The organism is Labrys wisconsinensis (assembly GCF_030814995.1).
Classification (GTDB): Bacteria; Pseudomonadota; Alphaproteobacteria; order Rhizobiales; family Labraceae; genus Labrys; species Labrys wisconsinensis.
Map to the genome: position 1 here is coordinate 167,297 of NZ_JAUSVX010000017.1, position 19,533 is coordinate 186,829.

The 19,533-nt window shown below is 70.1% G+C and carries 25 protein-coding genes; 16 read left to right on the plus strand and 9 right to left on the minus strand.

Annotation, left to right across the window (positions count from 1 at the left end; genetic code table 11):
- Positions 1–11: 11 nt before the first annotated feature.
- The 3 genes from QO011_RS33475 to QO011_RS33485 all read left to right on the plus strand — a co-directional run bounded on the left by QO011_RS33475 (position 12) and on the right by QO011_RS33485 (position 2,493).
- Positions 12–266 carry a type II toxin-antitoxin system VapB family antitoxin gene (locus QO011_RS33475; protein ID WP_307282271.1) on the plus strand — a complete coding sequence of 85 codons (255 nt, stop codon included), beginning with the start codon at positions 12–14 and terminating at the stop codon, positions 264–266.
- A complete protein-coding gene (locus QO011_RS33480; protein ID WP_307282272.1) occupies positions 266–652 on the plus strand; it encodes a type II toxin-antitoxin system VapC family toxin in 387 nt (128 codons plus the stop codon). Before QO011_RS33475 ends, QO011_RS33480 begins: the two co-directional genes overlap by 1 nt.
- A gap of 185 nt (positions 653–837) precedes the next feature.
- Positions 838–2,493 carry a serine hydrolase gene (locus QO011_RS33485; RefSeq protein ID WP_307282315.1) on the plus strand — a complete coding sequence of 552 codons (1,656 nt, stop codon included), beginning with the start codon at positions 838–840 and terminating at the stop codon, positions 2,491–2,493.
- A gap of 45 nt (positions 2,494–2,538) precedes the next feature.
- Here the strand turns inward: QO011_RS33485 and QO011_RS33490 are convergent, their stop codons facing one another.
- Positions 2,539–3,582: a class I SAM-dependent methyltransferase gene (locus QO011_RS33490; protein ID WP_307282273.1), complete on the minus strand. Its 1,044-nt coding sequence runs from the start codon at positions 3,580–3,582 to the stop codon at positions 2,539–2,541.
- Complete coding sequence (gene lgt / locus QO011_RS33495) at positions 3,579–4,415, minus strand: prolipoprotein diacylglyceryl transferase (RefSeq protein ID WP_307282274.1); 837 nt, start codon at positions 4,413–4,415, stop codon at positions 3,579–3,581. The genes QO011_RS33490 and lgt overlap by 4 nt, the downstream gene beginning before the upstream one ends.
- 103 nt (positions 4,416–4,518) lie before the next feature.
- On the opposite strand from lgt, the gene QO011_RS33500 reads away from it, so the two are divergent.
- From QO011_RS33500 to QO011_RS33515, 4 genes are all read left to right on the plus strand, one after another.
- Positions 4,519–4,773 (plus strand): accessory factor UbiK family protein, encoded by a 255-nt coding sequence (locus tag QO011_RS33500; protein WP_307282275.1) that lies wholly within the window; start codon positions 4,519–4,521, stop codon positions 4,771–4,773.
- A gap of 192 nt (positions 4,774–4,965) precedes the next feature.
- A complete protein-coding gene (locus QO011_RS33505; protein ID WP_307282316.1) occupies positions 4,966–5,451 on the plus strand; it encodes a type III secretion system chaperone family protein in 486 nt (161 codons plus the stop codon).
- Positions 5,448–6,269: a pyrroline-5-carboxylate reductase gene (proC, locus tag QO011_RS33510; RefSeq protein WP_307282277.1), complete on the plus strand. Its 822-nt coding sequence runs from the start codon at positions 5,448–5,450 to the stop codon at positions 6,267–6,269. Before QO011_RS33505 ends, proC begins: the two co-directional genes overlap by 4 nt.
- 61 nt (positions 6,270–6,330) lie before the next feature.
- The gene (locus QO011_RS33515; protein WP_307282278.1) at positions 6,331–7,083 is read left to right on the plus strand and encodes a TetR/AcrR family transcriptional regulator; all 753 of its coding nucleotides are present in this window, start codon (positions 6,331–6,333) and stop codon (positions 7,081–7,083) included.
- A 9-nt stretch (positions 7,084–7,092) separates the two neighbouring features.
- Here the strand turns inward: QO011_RS33515 and lhpI are convergent, their stop codons facing one another.
- Positions 7,093–8,058, minus strand: a complete 966-nt coding sequence (gene lhpI, locus QO011_RS33520; RefSeq protein ID WP_307282279.1) for a bifunctional Delta(1)-pyrroline-2-carboxylate/Delta(1)-piperideine-2-carboxylate reductase — start codon at positions 8,056–8,058, stop codon at positions 7,093–7,095.
- Positions 8,059–8,213: 155 nt separating this feature from the next.
- On the opposite strand from lhpI, the gene QO011_RS33525 reads away from it, so the two are divergent.
- Positions 8,214–8,570 carry a tRNA-binding protein gene (locus QO011_RS33525; RefSeq protein ID WP_307282281.1) on the plus strand — a complete coding sequence of 119 codons (357 nt, stop codon included), beginning with the start codon at positions 8,214–8,216 and terminating at the stop codon, positions 8,568–8,570.
- Positions 8,571–8,642: 72 nt separating this feature from the next.
- Here QO011_RS33525 and QO011_RS33530 read toward each other — a convergent pair whose 3' ends face one another.
- From QO011_RS33530 to QO011_RS33540, 3 genes are read right to left on the minus strand one after another with little or no spacing between them, the layout of a single operon-like run.
- Positions 8,643–10,049, minus strand: a complete 1,407-nt coding sequence (locus QO011_RS33530; RefSeq protein ID WP_307282283.1) for an ATP-binding protein — start codon at positions 10,047–10,049, stop codon at positions 8,643–8,645.
- Positions 10,046–10,759: a response regulator gene (locus QO011_RS33535; protein WP_307282284.1), complete on the minus strand. Its 714-nt coding sequence runs from the start codon at positions 10,757–10,759 to the stop codon at positions 10,046–10,048. The genes QO011_RS33530 and QO011_RS33535 overlap by 4 nt, the downstream gene beginning before the upstream one ends.
- Positions 10,756–11,295, minus strand: coding sequence for a MarR family winged helix-turn-helix transcriptional regulator (locus QO011_RS33540; RefSeq protein ID WP_307282285.1), 540 nt, complete (start codon positions 11,293–11,295; stop codon positions 10,756–10,758). The genes QO011_RS33535 and QO011_RS33540 overlap by 4 nt, the downstream gene beginning before the upstream one ends.
- 194 nt (positions 11,296–11,489) lie before the next feature.
- Between QO011_RS33540 and QO011_RS33545 the strand changes: the two genes are divergently transcribed.
- Positions 11,490–12,380, plus strand: coding sequence for a branched-chain amino acid aminotransferase (locus tag QO011_RS33545; RefSeq protein ID WP_307282286.1), 891 nt, complete (start codon positions 11,490–11,492; stop codon positions 12,378–12,380).
- A 119-nt stretch (positions 12,381–12,499) separates the two neighbouring features.
- Here the strand turns inward: QO011_RS33545 and QO011_RS33550 are convergent, their stop codons facing one another.
- Positions 12,500–13,726, minus strand: coding sequence for a type III PLP-dependent enzyme domain-containing protein (locus QO011_RS33550; protein WP_307282287.1), 1,227 nt, complete (start codon positions 13,724–13,726; stop codon positions 12,500–12,502).
- 189 nt (positions 13,727–13,915) lie between these two features.
- Between QO011_RS33550 and QO011_RS33555 the strand changes: the two genes are divergently transcribed.
- The 3 genes from QO011_RS33555 to QO011_RS33565 are packed head-to-tail and all read left to right on the plus strand — an operon-like array spanning position 13,916 to position 15,385.
- Positions 13,916–14,356, plus strand: coding sequence for a hypothetical protein (locus tag QO011_RS33555; protein WP_307282289.1), 441 nt, complete (start codon positions 13,916–13,918; stop codon positions 14,354–14,356).
- The gene (locus tag QO011_RS33560) at positions 14,353–15,027 is read left to right on the plus strand and encodes a ribonuclease T2 family protein (RefSeq protein WP_307282291.1); all 675 of its coding nucleotides are present in this window, start codon (positions 14,353–14,355) and stop codon (positions 15,025–15,027) included. The genes QO011_RS33555 and QO011_RS33560 overlap by 4 nt, the downstream gene beginning before the upstream one ends.
- A gap of 1 nt (position 15,028) precedes the next feature.
- The gene (locus QO011_RS33565; protein WP_307282293.1) at positions 15,029–15,385 is read left to right on the plus strand and encodes a cupin domain-containing protein; all 357 of its coding nucleotides are present in this window, start codon (positions 15,029–15,031) and stop codon (positions 15,383–15,385) included.
- Here QO011_RS33565 and QO011_RS33570 read toward each other — a convergent pair.
- A complete protein-coding gene (locus QO011_RS33570; protein ID WP_307282294.1) occupies positions 15,358–15,483 on the minus strand; it encodes a hypothetical protein in 126 nt (41 codons plus the stop codon). The two genes, QO011_RS33565 and QO011_RS33570, sit on opposite strands and share 28 nt — an antisense overlap.
- A gap of 142 nt (positions 15,484–15,625) precedes the next feature.
- On the opposite strand from QO011_RS33570, the gene QO011_RS33575 reads away from it, so the two are divergent.
- From QO011_RS33575 to QO011_RS33590, 4 genes are all read left to right on the plus strand, one after another.
- The gene (locus tag QO011_RS33575) at positions 15,626–16,522 is read left to right on the plus strand and encodes a hypothetical protein (RefSeq protein WP_307282296.1); all 897 of its coding nucleotides are present in this window, start codon (positions 15,626–15,628) and stop codon (positions 16,520–16,522) included.
- A gap of 126 nt (positions 16,523–16,648) precedes the next feature.
- Positions 16,649–17,494, plus strand: coding sequence for a 23S rRNA (adenine(2030)-N(6))-methyltransferase RlmJ (locus QO011_RS33580; protein ID WP_307282298.1), 846 nt, complete (start codon positions 16,649–16,651; stop codon positions 17,492–17,494).
- Positions 17,495–17,720: 226 nt separating this feature from the next.
- The gene (locus QO011_RS33585; RefSeq protein ID WP_307282301.1) at positions 17,721–17,933 is read left to right on the plus strand and encodes a cold-shock protein; all 213 of its coding nucleotides are present in this window, start codon (positions 17,721–17,723) and stop codon (positions 17,931–17,933) included.
- Positions 17,934–18,126: 193 nt separating this feature from the next.
- Entirely contained in the window at positions 18,127–18,732 is a 606-nt protein-coding gene (locus QO011_RS33590; protein WP_307282303.1) for a glutathione S-transferase, read from the plus strand.
- A 111-nt stretch (positions 18,733–18,843) separates the two neighbouring features.
- On the opposite strand, the gene QO011_RS33595 is transcribed toward QO011_RS33590, so the two are convergent.
- On the minus strand, positions 18,844–19,533 hold a 690-nt coding region (locus QO011_RS33595; RefSeq protein ID WP_307282305.1), incomplete at its 5' end, for a group II intron maturase-specific domain-containing protein.

The following is a 19,533-nucleotide window of genomic DNA, read 5'->3' on the forward strand; positions in this document are numbered from 1 at the left end:
GGAAGGTCGATATGGCGCTCAGCATCAAGGATCCCGAGACGGAGCGGCTGGCCCGCGCGCTGGCAGAGCGAACAGGGGAGACCATCACGACTGCGACCCGGCGGGCCCTGGAGGAGCGGTTGCGGCGCGTCGGAAACAACGCAAGGCGGGCAGCGCTCCTCGAAGATCTCGCCGCAATTCGGCGTCGCTGGAGCCAGACGCCTGTTCGAGATGCCCGTAGTGCCGAAGAGATGATCGGCTACGACGAAAACGGACTGCCTCGCTGATGGTGATCGACACGTCGGCAATCGTCGCGATTGCCCTGGACGAGCCGGAAGCTGCAGGCTTCGAGCAGCGTATCGCCGATGATCCGGTTCGCCTGATCTCGGCCGCCACCATGCTGGAAGCTGCCATGGTTCTCGAAACCCGTCTCGGCGACTCGGGCGGCAGCGACCTCGATCTCTGGCTGCACAAGGCCGGATTCGAGGTCGTCGCGGTCGACGCCGAGCAGGCGGACAGGGCCCGGAGGGCCTGGCGGCGCTTTGGCAAGGGACGGCATGCCGCAGGCCTGAACTTCGGCGACTGCTTCTCCTATGCCCTGGCGACGCTCACCGGCGAGCCGCTGCTGTTCAAGGGCAACGACTTCGCGCAGACGGATATCCCGGCTGCCTGACTGACGCCGCCGGCGGCGATGCACAGCGAAGGTACGGAGGTCTCATCCGTGGTCCGGCTATTTCAAGCCGGCCCCGAGGCTGTTCTCGATATCCCTTCGGCTGCGGCATACCCTCGCCATATCTGTCCCTCATACCGGCCGCAAAGATCGACGCGGCGGCGCGATCGAGGGATCGGGAGGTGACCATGCTTTCCCTGCCGAGGCGCTGCATCGCCGCATGTCTTCTCGGGGCGTGCTTCATCACGGGCATGAGCGTGTCCGCAAGCGCGCAGCTGCTGCCCGAGCGCGTCGAGAAGGCGGCGCAGGACCGCATTGCCGCAGGCTCCTATCAGACATTGGTCTTCGGCATCGTCGACGGCGACAGGAGCGAGGTCGTCGGCTTCGGCAAGCTCGACAGCGGCAAGCCGCCGGACGGCGATACGCTCTATGAGATCGGCTCGATCACCAAGACCTTCACGGCGACGCTCCTGGCCGCGGCCGTGCTCTCCGGGCAGGTGAAGCTCGACACCCCGGTGGCGGAGCTTCTGCCGGACTTCAGGATCCCCTCGCGCAACGGCCGGGAGATCACGCTCGGCGATCTCGCCACCCAGCATTCCGGCCTGCCGCGGCTGCCGTCCAACCTGCTGGGGAGGACTCCGTCCAATCCCTATGCCGACTATGACGCGGCCAAGCTGAAGGCCTTTCTCGCCGGCTACGACCTGCCGCGCGATCCGGGCAGCGCTTACGAATATTCCAATCTCGGCTTCGGCCTGCTGGGCTATGCGCTGGCCCGGTCGAGCCACGCCACCTATGACGCCCTGGCGGTGAAGGAGATCCTCGAGCCGCTCGGCATGTCCGCGACCGGCACCGAGCTTCCCCCGGCCGTCACCGCCCATCTGGCGCCGGGCCACGACGGTGCGGGCAGGGCGGCGGGGAGCTGGGATTTCGACGCGCTGGCCGGTGCCGGAGCGCTGCGGTCCACGGCCAACGACATGCTGTGCTACCTCAAGGCCAACATGGGCGTGGATCGATCGCCGCTGGCCGCCGCGATGACCCTGGCGCAACAGCCGCGCAGCGACGTGACCAAGACCCTGCGCATCGGGCTCGCCTGGATGACGACCGGCACGGGAATCGTCTGGCACAACGGCATGACCGGTGGCTACGCGAGCTTCATCGGATTCTCACCCGCCCGACGCCGCGGCGTCGTCATTCTCAGCAACACGGCGCTCGACACCGACGATCTCGGCTTTGCCGTGCTCGACGCGAATGCTTCCCTGACGCCCACCTACAAGGCGATCAGCCTGCCCGATGCGTCGCTCGACGAGTATGTCGGCACCTACAAGCTCGGCGAAAACTTTCTCCTGAACGTCTTCCACATGCGGGCAGGCTTGTTCGCCCGCGCGACCGGACAGGTTGCGTTTCCGATCTTTCCGTCCGCGCCCAACGAGTTCTTCGCCAAGATCGCCGGGATCGGCATCAGCTTCACCCGCGACGCCGGCGGCTTGGTGACCGGGCTCGTGCTGCATCAGAACGGCAACCGCACGGCTCCGAAGCTGAGCGCCGCCGAGCTGCCGCGCGCGACCGAGGGGAGCGCCGTCGACGCCGGCGCGCTCGGCGACTATGTCGGGCAATACCGGTTCGATTTCGGCATCCTCGATATCGCGCTCGATCGCGATCATCTCGAAGCCCAGCTCACCGGTCAGCCGCCGTTCCCGATCTTCGCGAGCGCCAGGGACAAGTTCTTCTACAAGGTCGTCGACGCCCGGCTCGATTTCGAGCGCGACGCGGAAGGGAAGATCAGCGCCGTGGTCCTGCACCAGAACGGCCGCGATCTGCGGGCGCCCCGCGCGAGCGGCCCATGATCGCGGCGTTCGATGCGGCGGCAGCGGCCGGCAGCCCGGTCCGGCTCAGCCGCTGAGCGCCAGCACCTTGAACAGGGCGCCCATGCCCGTGCGGCCCCGGTCGGTGAGGCGGGCGAGGGCCGCGTCGATGTCGGCGACCTGAGCCGGGGTAGCGCGGCGCTTGAGGGCGGCGGCGCGCTCGCGGATGCCGAGGCCCTCGAGGAAGTCGGCCTGGCCGGCCATGAGGTCGATGCGCGCGCCGGCGGCCGCGGCGGCGGCGGCCAGCGCGGCAAAGTCGACATGGGTGGTGAGGTCGGCCTCGCCGGGCTCGGCCAGCGGGTCGGCGCCGGCATGGCGGCGCATCGCCTGCAGCGTGTCGCCGAAGCCGGTCTCGATATGGCCGTAGTCGAGGATCAGAGCCGCGCCGCCGTCGCGGGCGAGACGCGCGGCCAGATGCCCGGCGAGGCGCAGGCCGGCTTCGCCGAGCTCGAGGATTGCCCCGTCCGGCGCCTCCGGCAGGCCGTCGATCCCGGCCGGCCCGGCGGCGAGGCCGAAGGCCAGCCGATCTCCGGCGAGGCCGACCAGGCGCTCGTGCCAGCGCCCGTCCCGGCGCTGGAACTGGCGCACGGGCAGGGCGTCGAAGAACTCGTTGGCGATCAGGATCAGCGGTCCGTCCGGCAGGGTGTCGGTGGCCTCGTGCCAGGCGGGCGCGTGGCCGGCCAGAGCGTCGGCCTGGCGCTGGCGCAGGACCGGGCTGGTCTCGACCAGATGCAGCCGGGCTGCCCGCAGGAAGTCAGGCGCCGCCCTGGCCACGGCGCGCAGCGCGTCGGCCATCAGCGTGCCGCGCCCCGGGCCGAGCTCGGCGAGGAGCACGGGGTCGGGCCGGCCGAGCCTCTGCCAGGCATGGGCCGCCCACAGCCCGACGAGCTCGCCGAACATCTGGCTGATCTCGGGCGCGGTCGTGAAGTCGCCCGCCGCGCCCAGGGGATCGCGCGTGCGGTAATAGCCGTGCACGGGATGGCCGAGGGCGAGCGCCATGAAGCGGGCGAGGTCGATCGGCCCCTCGTCCCGGACGAGAGACGCGATCGCCTCGCCGAGCGGCGTGGTCATGCCGGCGTCGCGGGCTGGGCGGCGTCCTTGCGGCGCAGCGCGTACCAGATCAGCCCGAGGCCGGCGAGGATCAGCGGCAGCGACAGGGCCTGGCCCGTGGTGATCGGGCCGAGGACATAGCCGTCCGGCTCGCGGAACAGCTCGGAGATGGAGCGGGCGAGGCCGTAGCCGACGCCGAACACGCCCGCGACCAGGCCCGGCCGCTTCAGCCCGCCGATGCGCGTCAGCACCAGCAGCACCAGGAACAGGACGAGGCCCTCGAGCGCGGCCTCGTAGAGCTGGCTGGGATGACGCGGCACGATCTCGCCGGCCGCGTCCATCGAGCGCGGGAACAGGAAGGCCCAGGGCACGTCGGTGGGCCGGCCCCAGAGCTCGCCGTTGACGAAATTGGCGAGGCGCCCGAAGAACAGGCCGATCGGCGCCACGGCCGAGGCGACATCGAAATAGGAGAGCACCGGCACCCCGTGCCGGCGGGCGAAGATGACGATCGCCAGCGCCGCGCCGATCAGGCCGCCATGGAAGGCCATGCCACCGTGCCAGATCTGCACGATCTCCAGCGGATTGGCGAAGTAGTAGGTGGGCTCGTAGATCAGCACCTGGCCGAGCCGCCCGCCGAGGATGACGCCGAAGGTCACCCAGACCAGGAGGTCGTCGAACAGCGCCGGGTCGCCCGGCTGCCTGGTCCAGAGCGCGGCATTGGCGATGAGACGCTTGCCGTAGATCCAGCCGCCGACCAGGCCGACGATGTAGGAAATCGCGTACCAGCGGATGGCGAAGGGGCCGACCTCGACGAGGACGGGATTGAAGGCGGGGAGGGGGAGCGCGAACAGCATGGCGCCTTGTCTCGCGAGCGTGTGGCAGGGTCAAGACGGCGCGGGCTCTCGCGCCCCTCGCCGGCCCGTGATAGGAGCCACGCGACAAGGGAGCTCTCTCGCCATGACCCAGACCACAGGCCGTATCTTCGACGAATTCGCCAAGCTGATGACCGACGCCGCCGGCATGGCGCAGGGCGTGCGCCGCGAGGTCGACGGCGTGGTGCGCGCCCAGGCCGAGCGCATCCTGCGCGACCTCGACTATGTCACGCGCGAGGAGTTCGAGGCCGTCCGGGAGATGGCGGTCAAGGCGCGCGAGGAGAACGAGCGGCTGGCGGGGCGCCTCGAAGCCCTGGAAGCGAAGCTGGCCACGAATTGACGGAGCCGGCAAAGCTTATCCACAGGCGACTCCTGGCGAAAAATCCGGCTTGTGGAAGACATGAACGAATCCTTGCCGATTCACGGAGAATGCCGAAAGTCGTGACCCGGGAGACGGTGGAACGGTCCGCCGCGGAAGAGTAAGGCTGCGCCGTCGCCGCGGTGTGCCGGAAAAGGGTTCTCCGTGATCGAGATGCTGAGCGAGCGGGCCGGCCATCCAGTCGACCTCGTCGAGCATGTGGCCAGCGCCCATGACTGGGCGTTCGACCGCCATGGCGAGGACGAGATATCGATCGTCGTCAAGGGCCTGGCCGCGGACTATTCCGTCGCCTTCACCTGGATGGACGACATCGAGGCGCTGCACCTGTCCTGCTCCTTCGACAGCCGCATCCCGGAGCGGCGCCATGCCGACGTGCTGGCGCTGGTGGCCCTGGTCAACGAGCAGCTCTGGGTCGGCCATTTCGACATCTGGAATGCCGACAGCGTCATCATGTTCCGCCACTCGCTGTTCCTGGCCGGCGGCGCCACGGTCAACCCGCGCCAGTGCGAGGCGCTGATCGAGATTGCCCTGCAGACCTGCGAGCGCTATTTCCAGGCCTTCCAGTTCGTGATCTGGGCCGGCAAGGCGCCGAAGGAGGCGCTCGCCGCCGTGCTGTTCGAGACCGTGGGCGAAGCATGAGCCTCGATATCGGCGGCAAGCTCCTGCTCCTCGGCGCCGGCAAGATGGGCGGCGCCATGCTGGAGGGCTGGCTGAAGCTCGGGCTCGACCCGAAGCTGGTCGCGGCCATGGACCCTCATCCGCCGGCGGACACGGCGGCGCTGCTCAGCCGGGCCGGCGTGGCCGTCAATCCCGACCTCGCCGCCTTCGGCGCGCCGGCGGTCGTGCTGCTGGCGATCAAGCCGCAGATGATGGGTGAGGCGCTTCCCGCGGTGGCGGCGGGCGTCGTCGCCTCGACGCTGGTGATCTCGATCATGGCCGGCAAGACCATCGCCGGCATCGCCGCGCTGCTGCCGCCGGGCACGGCGATCGTGCGGGCCATGCCGAACACGCCGGCGGCGGTGGGGCGCGGCATCACCGTCGCCGTGCCGAACGCGGCCGTCACAACAGCCCAGCGAGCGGCGGCCGATGCGCTGCTGCGCTCCACCGGCGCCGTCGAGTGGATCGAGGACGAAGGGTTGATCGACGCGGTCACCGCCGTGTCCGGCTCCGGCCCCGCCTATGTCTTCCACCTGGTCGAGGCCCTGGCCGAGGCCGGCGTCGCCGCCGGGTTGCCGGCGGACCTCGCCATGCGGCTGGCGCGCGAGACCGTGGCCGGGTCGGGCGAGCTGCTGCACCGCTCCGACCAGCCGGCGGCGGTGCTGCGCCAGAACGTCACCAGCCCCGGCGGCACCACGGCCGCGGCTCTCGCCGTGCTGATGGCGGAGGGCGGCCTGACGCCGCTGATGCAGCGGGCCGTCGCGGCGGCGAAGACCCGGGCGGGCGAGCTCGCCGGCTGACGCGTCGCATTGAACGCCGGTCGCGAGCGCCTATGTTGGGACGAGCGCAACGGAGGCGACCATGGCGAGGAAACCCGCGACCACCCCTGAATCCGAAGCGCCGAAGGACGTGCGCGCCGCCGCGATCGACGCGCTGATGGCGCTGGCGGCCGAGCGGGACTGGGACGCGATCAGCCTCGGCGACATTGCCGGCAAGGCTGGCCTGCCGCTCTCGGCGCTGCGCGGCGCCTACGCCTCGAAGGGCGCCATCCTCGCCGCCTTCTCGCGCGGCATCGACGAGGCGGTGCTCGACGGCATCGATCCCGGCATGGCGGGCGAGCCGGCGCGCGAGCGCCTGTTCGACACGCTGATGCGCCGCATCGACATGCTCGCCCCGCACAAGGAGGCGATCCGCAACATCAGCCGCGCCTTCCTGCACGATCCCCTGACGCTCGCGGCCTGGAACCGTGTGGCCGTGACCTCGGCGCAATGGATGCTGGCCGCCGCCGCCATCGACACGGACGGGCCGATGGGCGCGCTCCGGGCCCAGGGCCTGGCGCTGGCCTGGTCGCGCATCGTCCGGACCTGGCTCGCCGACACCGACGAGGGCCTGGCGCGCACCATGACCGAGATCGACCGGCAATTGCGCTCCGGCGAACGCTGGATGGAGCGGGCCGACGACCTCTGGCAGATCACCCGGCCGTTCCGGCGCATCGCCGAACGCTCGGCCCGGCGCCGGTCCCGCTTCCGCGAGCGGATGCGCGAGCGTTTCGCCGACCTCGCCGATCGCGATCGCCGGCGCGAGCGCGGCCGGGACGACGCCGGGGCACAGTGACCGTTTCGCTCAGCCGGCCGGCGCCGGGCCGGCCTCGCGCCCGGCGCGGCGCATGAGGTGGCGAGCGGTGAACAGGTCGAGATGGGCGCCGCCATTGTTCTTGTACATCGTGATCTCTTCCGGGCTGCCGCGGCCGGCATGGCGCCCGCTGCAGAGGTCGAACAGGTCCGCCTCGATCGAATCCAGCGTGATCAGGCCGCGCTCGATCGGCTGGCGGATATCGCCCGAGCGGTCGCAGCCGTTGCGGGTGTCGACGAACAGGCGGGCGCGCCGGACCACGTCGTCGTCGGCCTCGCGCATCTCGGGGCGATAGGCGCCGACGAGGTCGACATGGGTGCCGGGTCGCAGGAGGGCGCCGCGGACCAGCGGCGCCGTCGCCATGGTGACGCAGGAGACGATGTCGGCTTCCGCCACAGCCGTGTCGAGATCGCTCACCGCCTCGGCCGCGATGCCGGGCCGCGCGAGCTCGCGGGCGACCGCCTCGGCGCGCGCGAGCGTGCGGTTCCAGATCAGGATGCGGCGGATCGGGCGCACGCTGGCATGCGCCATGGCGACATGCGGGGCGAGGCCGCCGGCGCCAACCACCAGCAGCACCTCGGCATCCCTGCGCGCCAGGCAGGCGGCGCCGAGGGCCGAATCGGCGGCGGTCTTGCGGAACGTGAGCGCGGCGCCGTCGCAGGCGAAGAGCGGCGCGCCGGTCCGGCCGCTGAACAGGGCGACCAGGCCCTGCACCGAGGGCTCGGGCACGGGCAAGGCCAGGTTGCCGGGAAAGACGCCGACCAGCTTGACGGCGATCAGGTCCTGATAGGCCCAGGCGACCAGCGAGACGAAGGTGTTCGGCCCGTCCCGCGGCTCGTTCGTGACGGTGAAGCTCGCCGGCGGCATCGCCTCGTCCCGGTGCGCCGCGCGCAGGGCCTCCACCAGGCCGGGATAGTCGAGGAGGCGATGGACGCCGCCGGCATCGAGGATGTTCATGTCGCACCTTGGTCTGCGGCTCTCCGGCCAAGCGCCATGGTAGAGAAAAGCCCGATCCGCATCACCCTCCGAAGCTTGGCGTCGGCGCCGAACGGCGCTACCTCGGGCGGGCCGGCGGCCGCCGGCGACCTCCATCTCTCCACGGGACATGCCTCATGAGCGGTTCGGACCCTGCGCCCCAGATCGGCTTCGACGACTTCCTCAAGGTCGACATCCGCGTCGGTACCATCGTCGGCGTCGAGCCCTTTCCCGAGGCGCGCAAGCCGGCCTTCAAGCTCCAGATCGATTTCGGGCCGGAGATCGGGGTGAAGAAGTCCTCGGCGCAGATCACGGTGCACTACCGCCCGGAAGACCTGGTCGGCCGGCAGGTGGCGGCGGTGGTGAACTTCCCGCCGCGGCAGATCGGCCGGTTCATGTCGGAGGTGCTGACGCTGGGCTTTCCCGACGGGGAGGGGGCGGTGGTGCTGATCGGGCCGAGCCTGAAGGTGCCCGACGGCGGGCGGCTGTTCTGAGCGCGCTCTCGATCTCTTTGCTCTGACGCATTTCCTCGACGCGAACCGAGTGCCGGTTCGCTGGAAAATGCTCTACACCGGCACCCGCACGCTCGCCCTCAGCCCGCCGAGCGGGCTGCGCGCCAGCACGACGTCGCCGCCATGGCCGCGGGCGATGTCGCGGGCGATGGCCAGGCCCAGGCCCGTGCCGGCATGGTCCTGGTTGCGGCCCTCGTCGAGACGGACGAAGGGCTTGAACACCTCCTCGCGCTGGCTCTCGGGCACGCCGGGGCCGTCGTCGTCGACATGGACGGTGAGGTAGCGCGTCTCGCGCAGGCCCGAGATGACGATGTCGTCGCCGAAGCGCTGGGCATTGGAGACGAGATTGGCCAGGCAACGCTTGAAGGCGTCCGGGCGCACCGTCACCCTCGGGTCGCCGTGGAAGGAGACGCGCGTCTCGTGGCCGTGGCGCTGGGCGTCGGCGCGCAGCTCCTCCAGGAGCTGGGCGATGTCGGTGGCGGAGGCCTGCTCGACCGCGTCGCCGCGGGCGAAGGCGAGATAGGCCTCGAGCATGCGGCTCATCTCGTCGACGTCCTTGATCAGGTCCTGCGTTTCGGCGTTGTCCTCGCCCATCAGGGCGAGCGACAGCTTGAAGCGGGTGAGGATGGTCCGCAGGTCGTGCGAGACGCCGTTGAGCATGGTGGTGCGCTGCTCGATGGCGCGCTCGACGCGGCGGCGCATCTCGATGAAGGCGCTGGCGGCCTGGCGGACCTCGCGGGCGCCGCGCGGCCGGAAATTGGCGACGTCGCGCCCCTTGCCGAAGGCCTCGGCCGCGGTGGCGAGCTGCTGGATCGGCCGGATCTGGTTGCGCAGGAACAAGACCGCGACCGTCATCAGGATGAGCGAGGAGCCGACCATCCAGACCAGGAAGATGTGGCTGTTGGAGGCATAGGTCTGGTTGCGCCGGGCGAAGACGCGCACCACGGTGTCCTCCAGCTTGATGCGGATCTCGACGAGGTCGGAGCGCCCGACCGTGTCGATCCAGAACGGGCGGGCGATGCGCTGGGTGATCTCGTCCGACAGGGCCTGGTCGAGGATGGAGAAGAAGGGTTTCGGCCCGGCCGGCGGCAGGTCCTCGAGCGGGCGGAACTCGACGCTGAGGGCGAGCTTGTCCTGGGCGATGCGCTCCAGCTTCTGCTTGGTCTGCGGATCGTGCGGGAACTGCTGGTAGAGCTCGATGATCGCCGCGATGTCCTTGGTGGTGGCGGCCGAGAGGCGGGCGGTGACGCTCTGCCAGTGCTTCTCCATGAAGACATAGGCGAGCACGGCCTGCAGGATGACGATCGGCGTGATGATGATCAGCAGCGAGCGGGCATAGAGGCCCTTGGGCATGCGATCGCCGAGAGCCGAGAGCCCGCGGCCGGGCACGGCCAGGATCTCGCGCCAGCTCGGCGTGAACCGGCTCGTCTTCAGCCAGGCTGCGGAGCGCGTCAGCATCATGGGTCGACCACCAGGCGGTAGCCCGAGCCGCGCACGGTCTGGAGATAGACCGGATTGCTCGGGTCGCGCTCGATCTTGCGGCGCAGGCGGTTGATCTGCACGTCGACGGTGCGCTCGTTCGAGGCGTCGGAAGCGGGCCCGGCCAGGGCGAAGCGGTCGACGGTCTCGCCCGGCGCCTCCACCAGCAGGCGCAGCATGTCGCGCTCGCGCTCGGTGATGCGGATGGTCTCGCCCTCGTGCTGCAGCTCGCCGCGGCCGACATGGAAGATGAAGCCGCCGAAGCTGACGCTGTCGCGCGCCGGCTCGGAGGCGACGGCCGGGGCGCGCCTCAGGATATTGCCGATGCGCAGCAGCAGCTCCCGCGGCTCGAACGGCTTGGGCAGATAGTCGTCGGCGCCGATCTCGAGCCCATGGATGCGGTCGGTGGCATTGCCCTGGGCGGTCAGCATCAGGATCGGCACCTCGGAGCCGGCGCGGATCGAGCGCGCCAGCTCGAAGCCGTTCTCGCCGGGCATCATCACGTCGAGGATCAGGAGGTCGAAGGCGAGCGCCTCGATCCGGGCCCGGCCGCTGGCTGCGTTCTCGGCCGTGGTGACGCGGTAGCCCTGCTCCGTCAGATAGCGCGACAGGAGGGCACGGATGCGGTTGTCGTCATCCACGACCAGGATGTGCGGGGCATCGTCGGCGACGGGCTGGACTGGCTTGATCATCGATCCTCTGGCAGGGCGGCGTTGCCGAGCACCAGGCGCTCGACCGCCGGGCGCTCGTGCAGGTCGACGAGAGAGAACAAAAATCGTTTGGCGACAGCATGGCTGTCCGGGCCGGTCTCGGCCAGGGCCGCGGCGATCCGGCGGGATTGCAGCGCCGCCAGCTCGCGCGCCAGGGCCTTGCCGCGCGCCGTCGGCTCCAGCAGGCGCTGGCGGCGGTCCTCGCGGCCCTTGCGCTGCACGATGAAGCCCTGGTCGACCAGCTCCTTCAGGACCCGGCCGAGCGACTGCTTGGTGATCTTCAGGATCTCCAGGAGCTCGGCCACCGTCAGCCCCGGATTGCGGTCGACGAAGTGCAGCACACGGTGATGGGCCCGGCCGAACGCATAGGCTTCGAGCAGGTGGTCCGCGTCGGCGACGAAGTCGCGATAGGCGAAGAACAGGAGCTCGATCAGGTCGTAGAGCGGGGGCACCGGCTCGGCGCGCGCGGGCGTCCGGGGCGAGGCGGGCCCGGCAGCAGAGACATTTACGTCAGGCATATTGACATATTTCGGTCGCAACATTACTCGAACCGGGCTTGCCGCGAAAGGATCGGTCGTCTCCCGGCGAGGCGGCGCCGTCGCTGCTGGACGGCAGGCGGCTCCCGGCGCAAAACAATACCGGGACTTGTTTCCCGACGCAAAAGCGCCGGCCTGTTGACAGAGAACGCGTCCCCGGACGCGGGAGGATCGCAATGTCCGTGCCCTTCGATCAACGCGACGGTTTCATCTGGCTCGACGGCAAGATCGTGCCCTGGCGCGAGGCCCAGCTGCACGTCCTGTCGCACGGCCTGCACTATGGCAGCACCGTCTTCGAGGGCGAGCGCGCCTATGGCGGCGCGATCTTCAAGTCGACGGAGCATTCGGCCCGGCTGCGCCGCTCGGCCGAGATCCTCGACTTCGTCGTGCCCTATTCCGTGGCCGATCTGGACGCGGCCAAGGCGCTGGTGCTGGAGAAGAACGGCATGAAGGACGCCTATGTGCGTCCGGTCGCCTGGCGCGGCTCGGAGATGATGGCCGTGGCGGCCCAGCACAACACCATCCACGTCGCCATCGGCGCCTGGGAATGGCCGAGCATGTTCGACATGGCCGCCAAGATGAAGGGGATCCGGCTCGACATCGCCGAGTATCGCCGTCCCGACCCCAGGACCGCGCCGGTCCTGTCCAAGGCCGCCGGGCTCTACATGATCTGCACCATCTCCAAGCACCGGGCCGAGCGCAACGGCTGTGCCGATGCGCTGATGCTCGACTGGCAGGGGCGGGTGGCCGAGTGCACCGGCGCCAACGTGTTCTTCACCCGCGACGGCCAGGTTCACACGCCGATCGCCGACTGCTTCCTCGACGGCATCACCCGCCAGACGGTGATCGGTCTCGCCAGGGCGCGCGGGCTGGAGGTGGTCGAGCGCCGCGTCATGCCGGAGGAGCTGGCCTCCTTCGACGAGTGCTTCCTCACCGGCACGGCCGCCGAGGTGACGCCGGTCTCCCAGATCGGGCCGCACGCCTTCACGCCCGGCACCATCACCCGCACGCTGATCGAGGATTTCCACGCCGCGGTGCGGCCGGGGGCATCGAAGGCGGCCGCCTGAGGCATGGCTGAGACGTCGTCCACAAAGAAGCGCCTCAGATAGGAAGCGCGCAATCCCCTCTCCCGGACGGGAGAGGGGGTCCCCGCACCATTACGATTCAGGTATTCGTCGGCGCATTCCTAATGCCCGCCGCGCATCTCCGGCGCGGCGAAGCCGGCGACGCCGGCCTCCTCCTCGAAGGGCGTGGCGATCTCGACGAACGTGTCGGGGTAGAAGCCGTTGAAGCGGGTGCGCAGGCCCAGCGAATAGGCGCCGATATGGCCGATCTCGATCCAGTCGCCGGTGTCGACCGTCTCCGGCAGCAGGAACGGGCGAGACAGGATGTCGACGGAATCGCAGGTCGCGCCGCAGATGCGGAAGGGCACGATCCTGTCGGGCGAGCCGTTGCGGCGGCTGCGGGCGGGATCGGGGATCAGGCGGGTCGGCAGCAGGAGCTTGCCGGTCCAGGAATCGGAGAGCGAGGACCAGACGCCGTCGTTGATATAGACGCGCTGGCCCTTCTTCAGCATCACCCGCACCAGCACCGACAGGCAGCGCGCCACGATCACCCGGCCGGGCTCGGCGACAATGGGCAGGTCGTCCAGGCCCCATTCGACGGTGTCGGCGGCGATGCGCGTCATCAGCTCCGGCACGGTCGGCGTCGGCGCGCCGTTGCTCTTCCTGGGATCGACGCCGTATTGGGCGGGGAAGCCGCCGCCGATGTCGAGCTCGGCGATGTCGGTCTTGATGCGCGAACGCACCCAGGCGGTGGAGGCGAGGGCCCGCTCGAACGTGTCGGGGTCCTCCACCTGGGAGCCGACATGGAAGGCGATGCCGGTCTTGAAGCCGAGGCCGGCGATGCGGTTGAGCAGCTCGACCGCATGGGCCGGCCCGGCGCCGAACTTCTTCGACAATTCGTAAGCCGCGGCGCCCTTGGTGAGCAGGCGCACGAACAGCGTCACCTCCGGCGGCGGGATGTCGAGCGCGCGGACGATGCGCACGATCTTGGCCACCTCGTCCTCGTGGTCGAGGGCAAGGGTGCGGATGCCGTATTGCTCCAGGGCCAGGCGGATATGCGACTGGGCCTTGACCGGATGCATGTAGAGCATCCCGGCGTTCGGGGCGACGCTGCGCACCGCCGCGAACTCGGCCGGGCTCGCCACGTCGAACGTGTCGATGCCGGCCTCGGCCAGCACCTTGAGGATCATCGGCTCGCCGTTGGTCTTGACGGCATAAGCGGTCCTGCCGCCGAAGGCCTCGAGGAAGGACCGGGCGTCGGCCTTCAGCACCGAGGGGCGGAAGCCGTAGACCGGCTCGTCGGGACGCAGCGCCAGGGCGGCGTCACGGGCGGTGGCGAAAGCCTGCATGATCGAATCCCGGGCCGTCATCGTCGCCGTGCTTCTAACAGGCCCGGCGTGACGGCGAAATGGTGCGCGCGCAGCTGTGTGCAGGATCCCGATGGAGCACTTCGCCGCTGCCCCCGGACCGCCCCTCCATCGCCCTTGACGACGGACGCACCGCCACGCAAGTTGCCGCAAACAACAGAGGTTCCCGCCATGGTCGCCCGTCTCGCCGCCTTGATGCTCGCCGTCCTCGCCGCGACGCCCGCCGGCGCCGCCTCGCTCCTGGAGAAGAACTTCTGGCTGTCGGGCCCCAATTACGACGGCGACCTGCCCGCCTGCCACGACCCGGGCGTGGCCGACAAGATCGTCTCGCGATTCGCCACCAAGGAATCGGAGTACTGGCATTCCAGCCTGACCATCCAGCTGTTCGACCGGCAGCGCGAGATCGCCTACCGGCCGTGGGGGGCGAGCTACATCCCGAGGCGCTTCTGCACGGCGCGCGTCATGACGTCGGATGGGCGCTATCGCCGGGTGTCCTACGCCATCGGCGAGGATCTCGGCATCATCGGCGCGACCTGGGGCGTCGAATGGTGCGTCGCCGGCCTCGACCGCAACCTCGCCTACGCGCCGGCGTGCAAGATGGCGCAGCCGTGAGGCGGCTGCTCGCCAGCCTCGCTCTCGTGCTGGCCTGCGGCGGGGCGCTGGCCGCCCCGCGCGAGAACCGTGGCGCCGCGGCGGGCGATTTCGACCTCTACCTCCTGGCCCTGTCCTGGTCGCCCGGCTTCTGCGCCTCCGGCGGCGCGGCCAAGGCGCCGGACCAGTGCGCCGTCGGCGCGGGGCTCGGCTTCGTCGTGCACGGGCTCTGGCCGCAATCCGAGCAGGGCTATCCCTCCTATTGCCTGCCGCAGGGGCGCTATCCCCAGCGCCGCGACGTCGCGGCGGTGCGCGGGGTGATGCCGTCGGAGGGCCTCGCCCGCTACGAATGGAAGAAGCACGGCACCTGCTCGGGCCTGCCGCCGTCGCAATATTTCGCTGCGATCGCCAAGGTCTACGCCTCGCTGGAGACGCCGGAGGCCTATCGCGCGCCGGATCAGGACGTGCAGGTCGCGCCGATCGACATCGAGCGGGCCCTGTCGGCGGCCAATCCCGGTCTGCGCCTGGACATGATCACCGTCGATTGCGGCCGCGGCGACGACGGCGGCCCGGTGCTGCAGGAGGTGCGCATCTGCATGACCAAGGACCTGCGCGGCTTTCGCACCTGTCCCCAGGAGGTGCAGCGCGACACCTGCCGGGCACGATCGATCACTGTTCCGAGGGTACGCTGAGATGGGATGGCAGCGCTTTGCCGCAACGGGCCTCGGCGAGCCGGAGGAGGGAGCGCCGGCGCCCGATCGCGTCCTCGCCGGTGCGCCGCGCTTTCGCACCTGGAACCGCTACGAGAGCGCCGACGGGCACGTGTTCTGCGGCGTCTGGGAATGCACGCCGGGCAAATGGCGCGTCACCTACGACGAGTGGGAAAGCTGCACCCTCCTGGAGGGGCGCTCGGTGGTGACGCCGGACGGCGGCGAGCCGGTGGTGCTCGGCCCGGGCGACACGATGGTGCTCGAGCCCGGCTTCGCCGGCACCTGGGAAGTGATTGAGACCACCCGCAAGACCTACGTCATCTCCACGCGATCGGCGTAGCCGATCGTCGTGCGACGGATTTCCACGTGATCCGCGAAGCGGATCATCGTGCTCCACGCGATCTCCACGCGATCGGCGTAGCCGATCGTCGTGCGCATAGCCGATTGTCGTGCGCGTAGCCGATGGTCGTGCGCGGGTTCACTCCGACCTGCCGCAACGTGACATCCCGCACAGCCAGGCCGGACGCCTTCGACTAGTCTCCAGCCACTCGAACCGCTCCTCTGGCTCTGGAGACTTGCAATGCGCATCGTTCTCGTCGCTTCCGTTGCCGTGGTTGCCCTGGTCTCCACCGCCGCCACTGCGGCCTTCGCCCAGGATGACTTCCAGCGCCGCAACCGGGTGTTCCAGCAGCGTCCGGCGGTCACCCAGTTCCAGCAGGGCAACCCGGGCCGCGTCCGCCTGCGTCAGGTCGAGCCGGTCGCGCAGGGGCCGCGGCGGCAGGGCTTCGTTCCCATCCAGCCTTCGCAGCCGGCAATCCCGACGCTGCGGCCGATCGCGCCGGTGCAGCCCGCTGGCGGTGTCACGCCCCGGCTGCGGCCGCTTGCGCCGGTGCAGCCCGTGGTCGACCAGGGGACGCCGCCGCGCGTCTTCTCCCGGCCGGTCGGGCCGGCGCCGGACGGTCCGCGGCAGGCTTCGGCCAAGCCCTTCATCCTGCCGGCGCAGCCCGCCGGCGACACGGCCCGGCTGCGGCCGGTCTCCCCGGCCCAGCCCGTCGCCGATTTCGGCGGGGCGGCGCAGCGCCAGATCGTGCCCGTGGCGGCCGGCTCCGATACGCCGGTGCCGGTGGCCCAGGCCGTCGCACCCGTAGCCCGTCCCTTGCTGGCGCCGCAGCCCGTGGCGGATGTCACCGGCGCGGTGGCGGACGCCGTGCCCCCGCCTGCTCCCCAGGTCGCGGTTCCCCAGGTCGCGGTTCCCCAGGTCGCGGTTCCCCAGATCGCGGCGCCCCCGGCCGTGCAGCCGCCTGCCGCGCAGCAGCTCGCCGTGCCGGCGCCGAAGCCGGTGAAGAAGCGGGTGATCGTGCGCTACGAAGATCAGGACGACGTCTACGACGACGAGGTCTCCTACGCGCCCCGCCGCGCCTATGGTTATGGCGGCGGCTACGGTTACGGTGGTGGCTACGGCGGCGGCTGCGAGTGACATCGCCGCCTCCTGCGGGCCGGTGAGAGAGCGGGCCGACGAGGCCCGCTTTTCGCGTGTCCGGGGCGAGGCCGCCGTGCCGCAGGTCGGGCTTGATGCCTCGCCGGTTCCGGCTTAGACGCTGTCATGAACTATCGTCACGCCTTCCATGCCGGCAATTTCGCCGATGTGTTCAAGCACATCGTGTTCAGCCGCATCCTGATTCACCTCGCCCGCAAGGATACGGCCTTCCGGGTGATCGACACCCATGCCGGCGCCGGCCTCTACGACCTCGAGGGCGAGGAGGCCGCCCGCACCGGCGAATGGATCGACGGTGTCGGCCGCCTCCTCGAGCGGCCGCTGGCGGCCGCCGCGGCCGCCCTGGCCGAGCCCTGGCTCGCCATCGTGCACGAGCTCGCCGGACATGTGCCGCGGCTCTATCCCGGGTCCCCATACCTCGCGCAGCGCCTGACGCGGCCGCAGGACCGGCTGACGTTCGGCGAGGCTCGCGCCGCCGATGCGGGACTCCTGCGCGAGACGCTCGGGCGCGACCGGCGGGCTCTTGTGGCGGCAGGGGACGGATGGAGCCTGATCAAGGCGCAGCTGCCGCCGCCCGAGCGGCGCGGCGTGGTGCTGATGGATCCGCCGTTCGAGCAGGAGCGGGAGTTCGGCGCCATTCTCGACGCGCTCGAGGCAGGGCTGCGGCGCTGGGCCACCGGCATCTACGCCGTGTGGTATCCGATCAAGGGCCGGCGCGAGGTCGATGCCTTCGCCCGCCGGCTGGCGGCGCTGCCGGCCGGCAAGGTCCTGCGGGCCGAGATCGGGCTCTACAAGGTCGAGCGAATCGACCGGCTGAACGGCTGCGGCATGGCGATCGTCAATCCGCCCTGGCACCTCGACGAGGACCTGCGTCTGCTGGCGCCGGCGCTCGCCGGGCATCTCGCCCGCGAAGGGCAGGGCCAGAGCCGGGTCGAGTGGCTCCGGGGTGAGTGACGTAGCGTCACGGTTTGCGACAAAGCGATCACGCCCTCTTGCGCGAAAGCGTCACTTGGATGACACTTAACGTTAATCGGGCGAGGTAGGCACCCGGTGAAATCGCAAGTCAATGCCATGGCCAGGTCTTCCACGTTGGCAATGCTTCGACGTATCCGAATGTTCTTCGACCGTCTCTTTACCGGCAGGCCGCCGGTGGCCGATGTGAACGGATACGGAGTGCGCGATGGCGCAGAGCGGCACCGTTAAATTCTTCAATGCCCAGAAGGGCTACGGCTTCATCAAGCCGGACGATGGCGGACGGGATATCTTCGTCCACATCACAGCGGTCGAGCGGTCGGGCCTGACGGACCTGGCCGAGGGGCAGCGGATCTCCTTCGACGTGGAGCCCGACAAGAAGGGCAAGGGGCCGAAGGCGGTCAACCTGGTCGTCGGCTGACGACCGGTCGCTACGGGGTGTCCGAGGCCCCGACGCAGGGCGGGATCGGACATCCCGGCGGAGCCCGACTGGGCGGGACATCGCGGGCGGAACCACGCTCCGACCGGCCGGGACGGCTGCGGCGTTTTGGGCTGGCTTCACCGCGCTCCAGCCCTTAGGCTGCGGCCTGCCACCAGCCCCGAGCTTCCCCCTCATGATGATCCTGCGCTCCTCGCCGACCTCTCCCTTTGGCCGCAAGGTCAAGATCGCCGCGCATCATCTCGGCCTGATCGACCGTATCACCATCACCGTCGCCGATACGAGCGACCCCGGCGACACGCTGCGCACGCAGAACCCGCTCGGCAAGATCCCGGCGCTGATCCTGGCTGACGGCACCGCGCTCTACGACAGCCGTGTCATCCTGGACTATCTCGACATGCTGGCCGGCGGCGGGCGGATCGTCCCGGTCGGGCTGGCGCGCTTTCCCGCCCTGGTCCGGCAGGCCCTGGCGGACGGCGTGATGGATGCCGGCCTGCTGCGGGTCTACGAGGTGCGGTTCCGCCCCGAGGAGTCCCGCGTCCAGGCCTGGACCGACCATCAGGCGGGCAAGATGGAGCGCAGCCTCGCCGTGCTGGAGCGGGACATCGGCGCGTTCGACCCGGCACTCGACGTCGGCAGCATCGCGCTCGCCTGCGCGCTCGGCTATCTCGACCTGCGCTTCGCCGGCGCCTGGCGCTCGACCCATCCCCGCCTGGTCGAATGGCTGGAGGGCTTCGCCGCGGCGGTGCCCTCCTTCGACCTCACCCGGCCGCCGGCCTGACCCGGCGCGTCCTGCCCTTCCAATCGGGATAGGGGGGAAGCCTTTGTGGCCTCCACCCCTCCCACACCACCCGGCATGCGGGTCCGCACCGGGCGGTTCGAGGAGTTGAGGTTATGCGAGCCTTGGCACCCCGAGGCTGTCGAAGTAGGCGATGGGGAGGACACGGTTCAGGAGCAGGCGACTGTTGTGCCACCAGCGTCTGGAGTTTGCCGCGACCGTCCTTGCATCCGTTTCGCTGGCCCCGAGTGCGCGCATTTGCCGGTACGTGGTCGAGCCCCGCTTCCATTGCCTGAGTTGCAGGGCTCGCAGCCTGTGACGCAGCCATTCGTCCAGTTCAGTGAAGACGCTGGGCGTTTGCGCCAGCCGGAAGTAGGCCTTCCAGCCGGGCACGTAGCGCCTCAGCTTCTCGCTGACCTGGGCGAGGCTTTGCCCGCCGCTGCGCCGCGTCAGTTGCCGGATGCGCTGGCGATAGGTCGCCAGGGCCTTCTTGGCCACCTTGCGCTTGACCACTCCCCCGGGTGCCTTCCACAGCTCGAAGCCGAGGAACTTGCGCCCGAAGGCCGGAGCGACTGCCGTCTTGGTCTCGTTCACCACCAGATGCAGACGCGCGTAGAGCCGGCGCAGGGCTGCCAGCACACGTTCGCCCGCCTTGCGGCTGCGGACATAGACATTGCAGTCGTCGGCGTAGCGGGCAAAACGATGCCCGTTCCGCTCCAAGGCGCGGTCGACGTCGTCCAGCAGGACATTGGCCAGCAGCGGCGACAGGGGGCCGCCTTGCGGCGTGCCCTCATGGCGCTCGAT

Bases quoted from the DNA above. Each gene is read 5' to 3' on its own strand.
- QO011_RS33580 (WP_307282298.1), top strand. From the start codon at position 16,649: ATGAACTATCGTCACGCCTTCCATGCCGGCAATTTCGCCGATGTGTTC.
- lgt (WP_307282274.1), bottom strand. From the start codon at position 4,415: ATGCTGTTCGCGCTCCCCCTCCCCGCCTTCAATCCCGTCCTCGTCGAG.
- QO011_RS33565 (WP_307282293.1), top strand. From the start codon at position 15,029: ATGGGATGGCAGCGCTTTGCCGCAACGGGCCTCGGCGAGCCGGAGGAG.
- QO011_RS33500 (WP_307282275.1), top strand. From the start codon at position 4,519: ATGACCCAGACCACAGGCCGTATCTTCGACGAATTCGCCAAGCTGATG.
- QO011_RS33530 (WP_307282283.1), bottom strand. From the start codon at position 10,049: ATGATGCTGACGCGCTCCGCAGCCTGGCTGAAGACGAGCCGGTTCACG.
- QO011_RS33585 (WP_307282301.1), top strand. From the start codon at position 17,721: ATGGCGCAGAGCGGCACCGTTAAATTCTTCAATGCCCAGAAGGGCTAC.
- QO011_RS33550 (WP_307282287.1), bottom strand. From the start codon at position 13,726: ATGCAGGCTTTCGCCACCGCCCGTGACGCCGCCCTGGCGCTGCGTCCC.
- QO011_RS33575 (WP_307282296.1), top strand. From the start codon at position 15,626: ATGCGCATCGTTCTCGTCGCTTCCGTTGCCGTGGTTGCCCTGGTCTCC.
- lhpI (WP_307282279.1), bottom strand. From the start codon at position 8,058: ATGAACATCCTCGATGCCGGCGGCGTCCATCGCCTCCTCGACTATCCC.
- QO011_RS33535 (WP_307282284.1), bottom strand. From the start codon at position 10,759: ATGATCAAGCCAGTCCAGCCCGTCGCCGACGATGCCCCGCACATCCTG.
- QO011_RS33475 (WP_307282271.1), top strand. From the start codon at position 12: ATGGCGCTCAGCATCAAGGATCCCGAGACGGAGCGGCTGGCCCGCGCG.
- QO011_RS33525 (WP_307282281.1), top strand. From the start codon at position 8,214: ATGAGCGGTTCGGACCCTGCGCCCCAGATCGGCTTCGACGACTTCCTC.
- proC (WP_307282277.1), top strand. From the start codon at position 5,448: ATGAGCCTCGATATCGGCGGCAAGCTCCTGCTCCTCGGCGCCGGCAAG.
- QO011_RS33505 (WP_307282316.1), top strand. From the start codon at position 4,966: ATGCTGAGCGAGCGGGCCGGCCATCCAGTCGACCTCGTCGAGCATGTG.
- QO011_RS33480 (WP_307282272.1), top strand. From the start codon at position 266: ATGGTGATCGACACGTCGGCAATCGTCGCGATTGCCCTGGACGAGCCG.
- QO011_RS33555 (WP_307282289.1), top strand. From the start codon at position 13,916: ATGGTCGCCCGTCTCGCCGCCTTGATGCTCGCCGTCCTCGCCGCGACG.
- QO011_RS33545 (WP_307282286.1), top strand. From the start codon at position 11,490: ATGTCCGTGCCCTTCGATCAACGCGACGGTTTCATCTGGCTCGACGGC.
- QO011_RS33515 (WP_307282278.1), top strand. From the start codon at position 6,331: ATGGCGAGGAAACCCGCGACCACCCCTGAATCCGAAGCGCCGAAGGAC.
- QO011_RS33490 (WP_307282273.1), bottom strand. From the start codon at position 3,582: ATGACCACGCCGCTCGGCGAGGCGATCGCGTCTCTCGTCCGGGACGAG.
- QO011_RS33540 (WP_307282285.1), bottom strand. From the start codon at position 11,295: ATGCCTGACGTAAATGTCTCTGCTGCCGGGCCCGCCTCGCCCCGGACG.
- QO011_RS33485 (WP_307282315.1), top strand. From the start codon at position 838: ATGCTTTCCCTGCCGAGGCGCTGCATCGCCGCATGTCTTCTCGGGGCG.
- QO011_RS33590 (WP_307282303.1), top strand. From the start codon at position 18,127: ATGATGATCCTGCGCTCCTCGCCGACCTCTCCCTTTGGCCGCAAGGTC.
- QO011_RS33570 (WP_307282294.1), bottom strand. From the start codon at position 15,483: ATGCGCACGACGATCGGCTACGCCGATCGCGTGGAGATCGCGTGGAGC.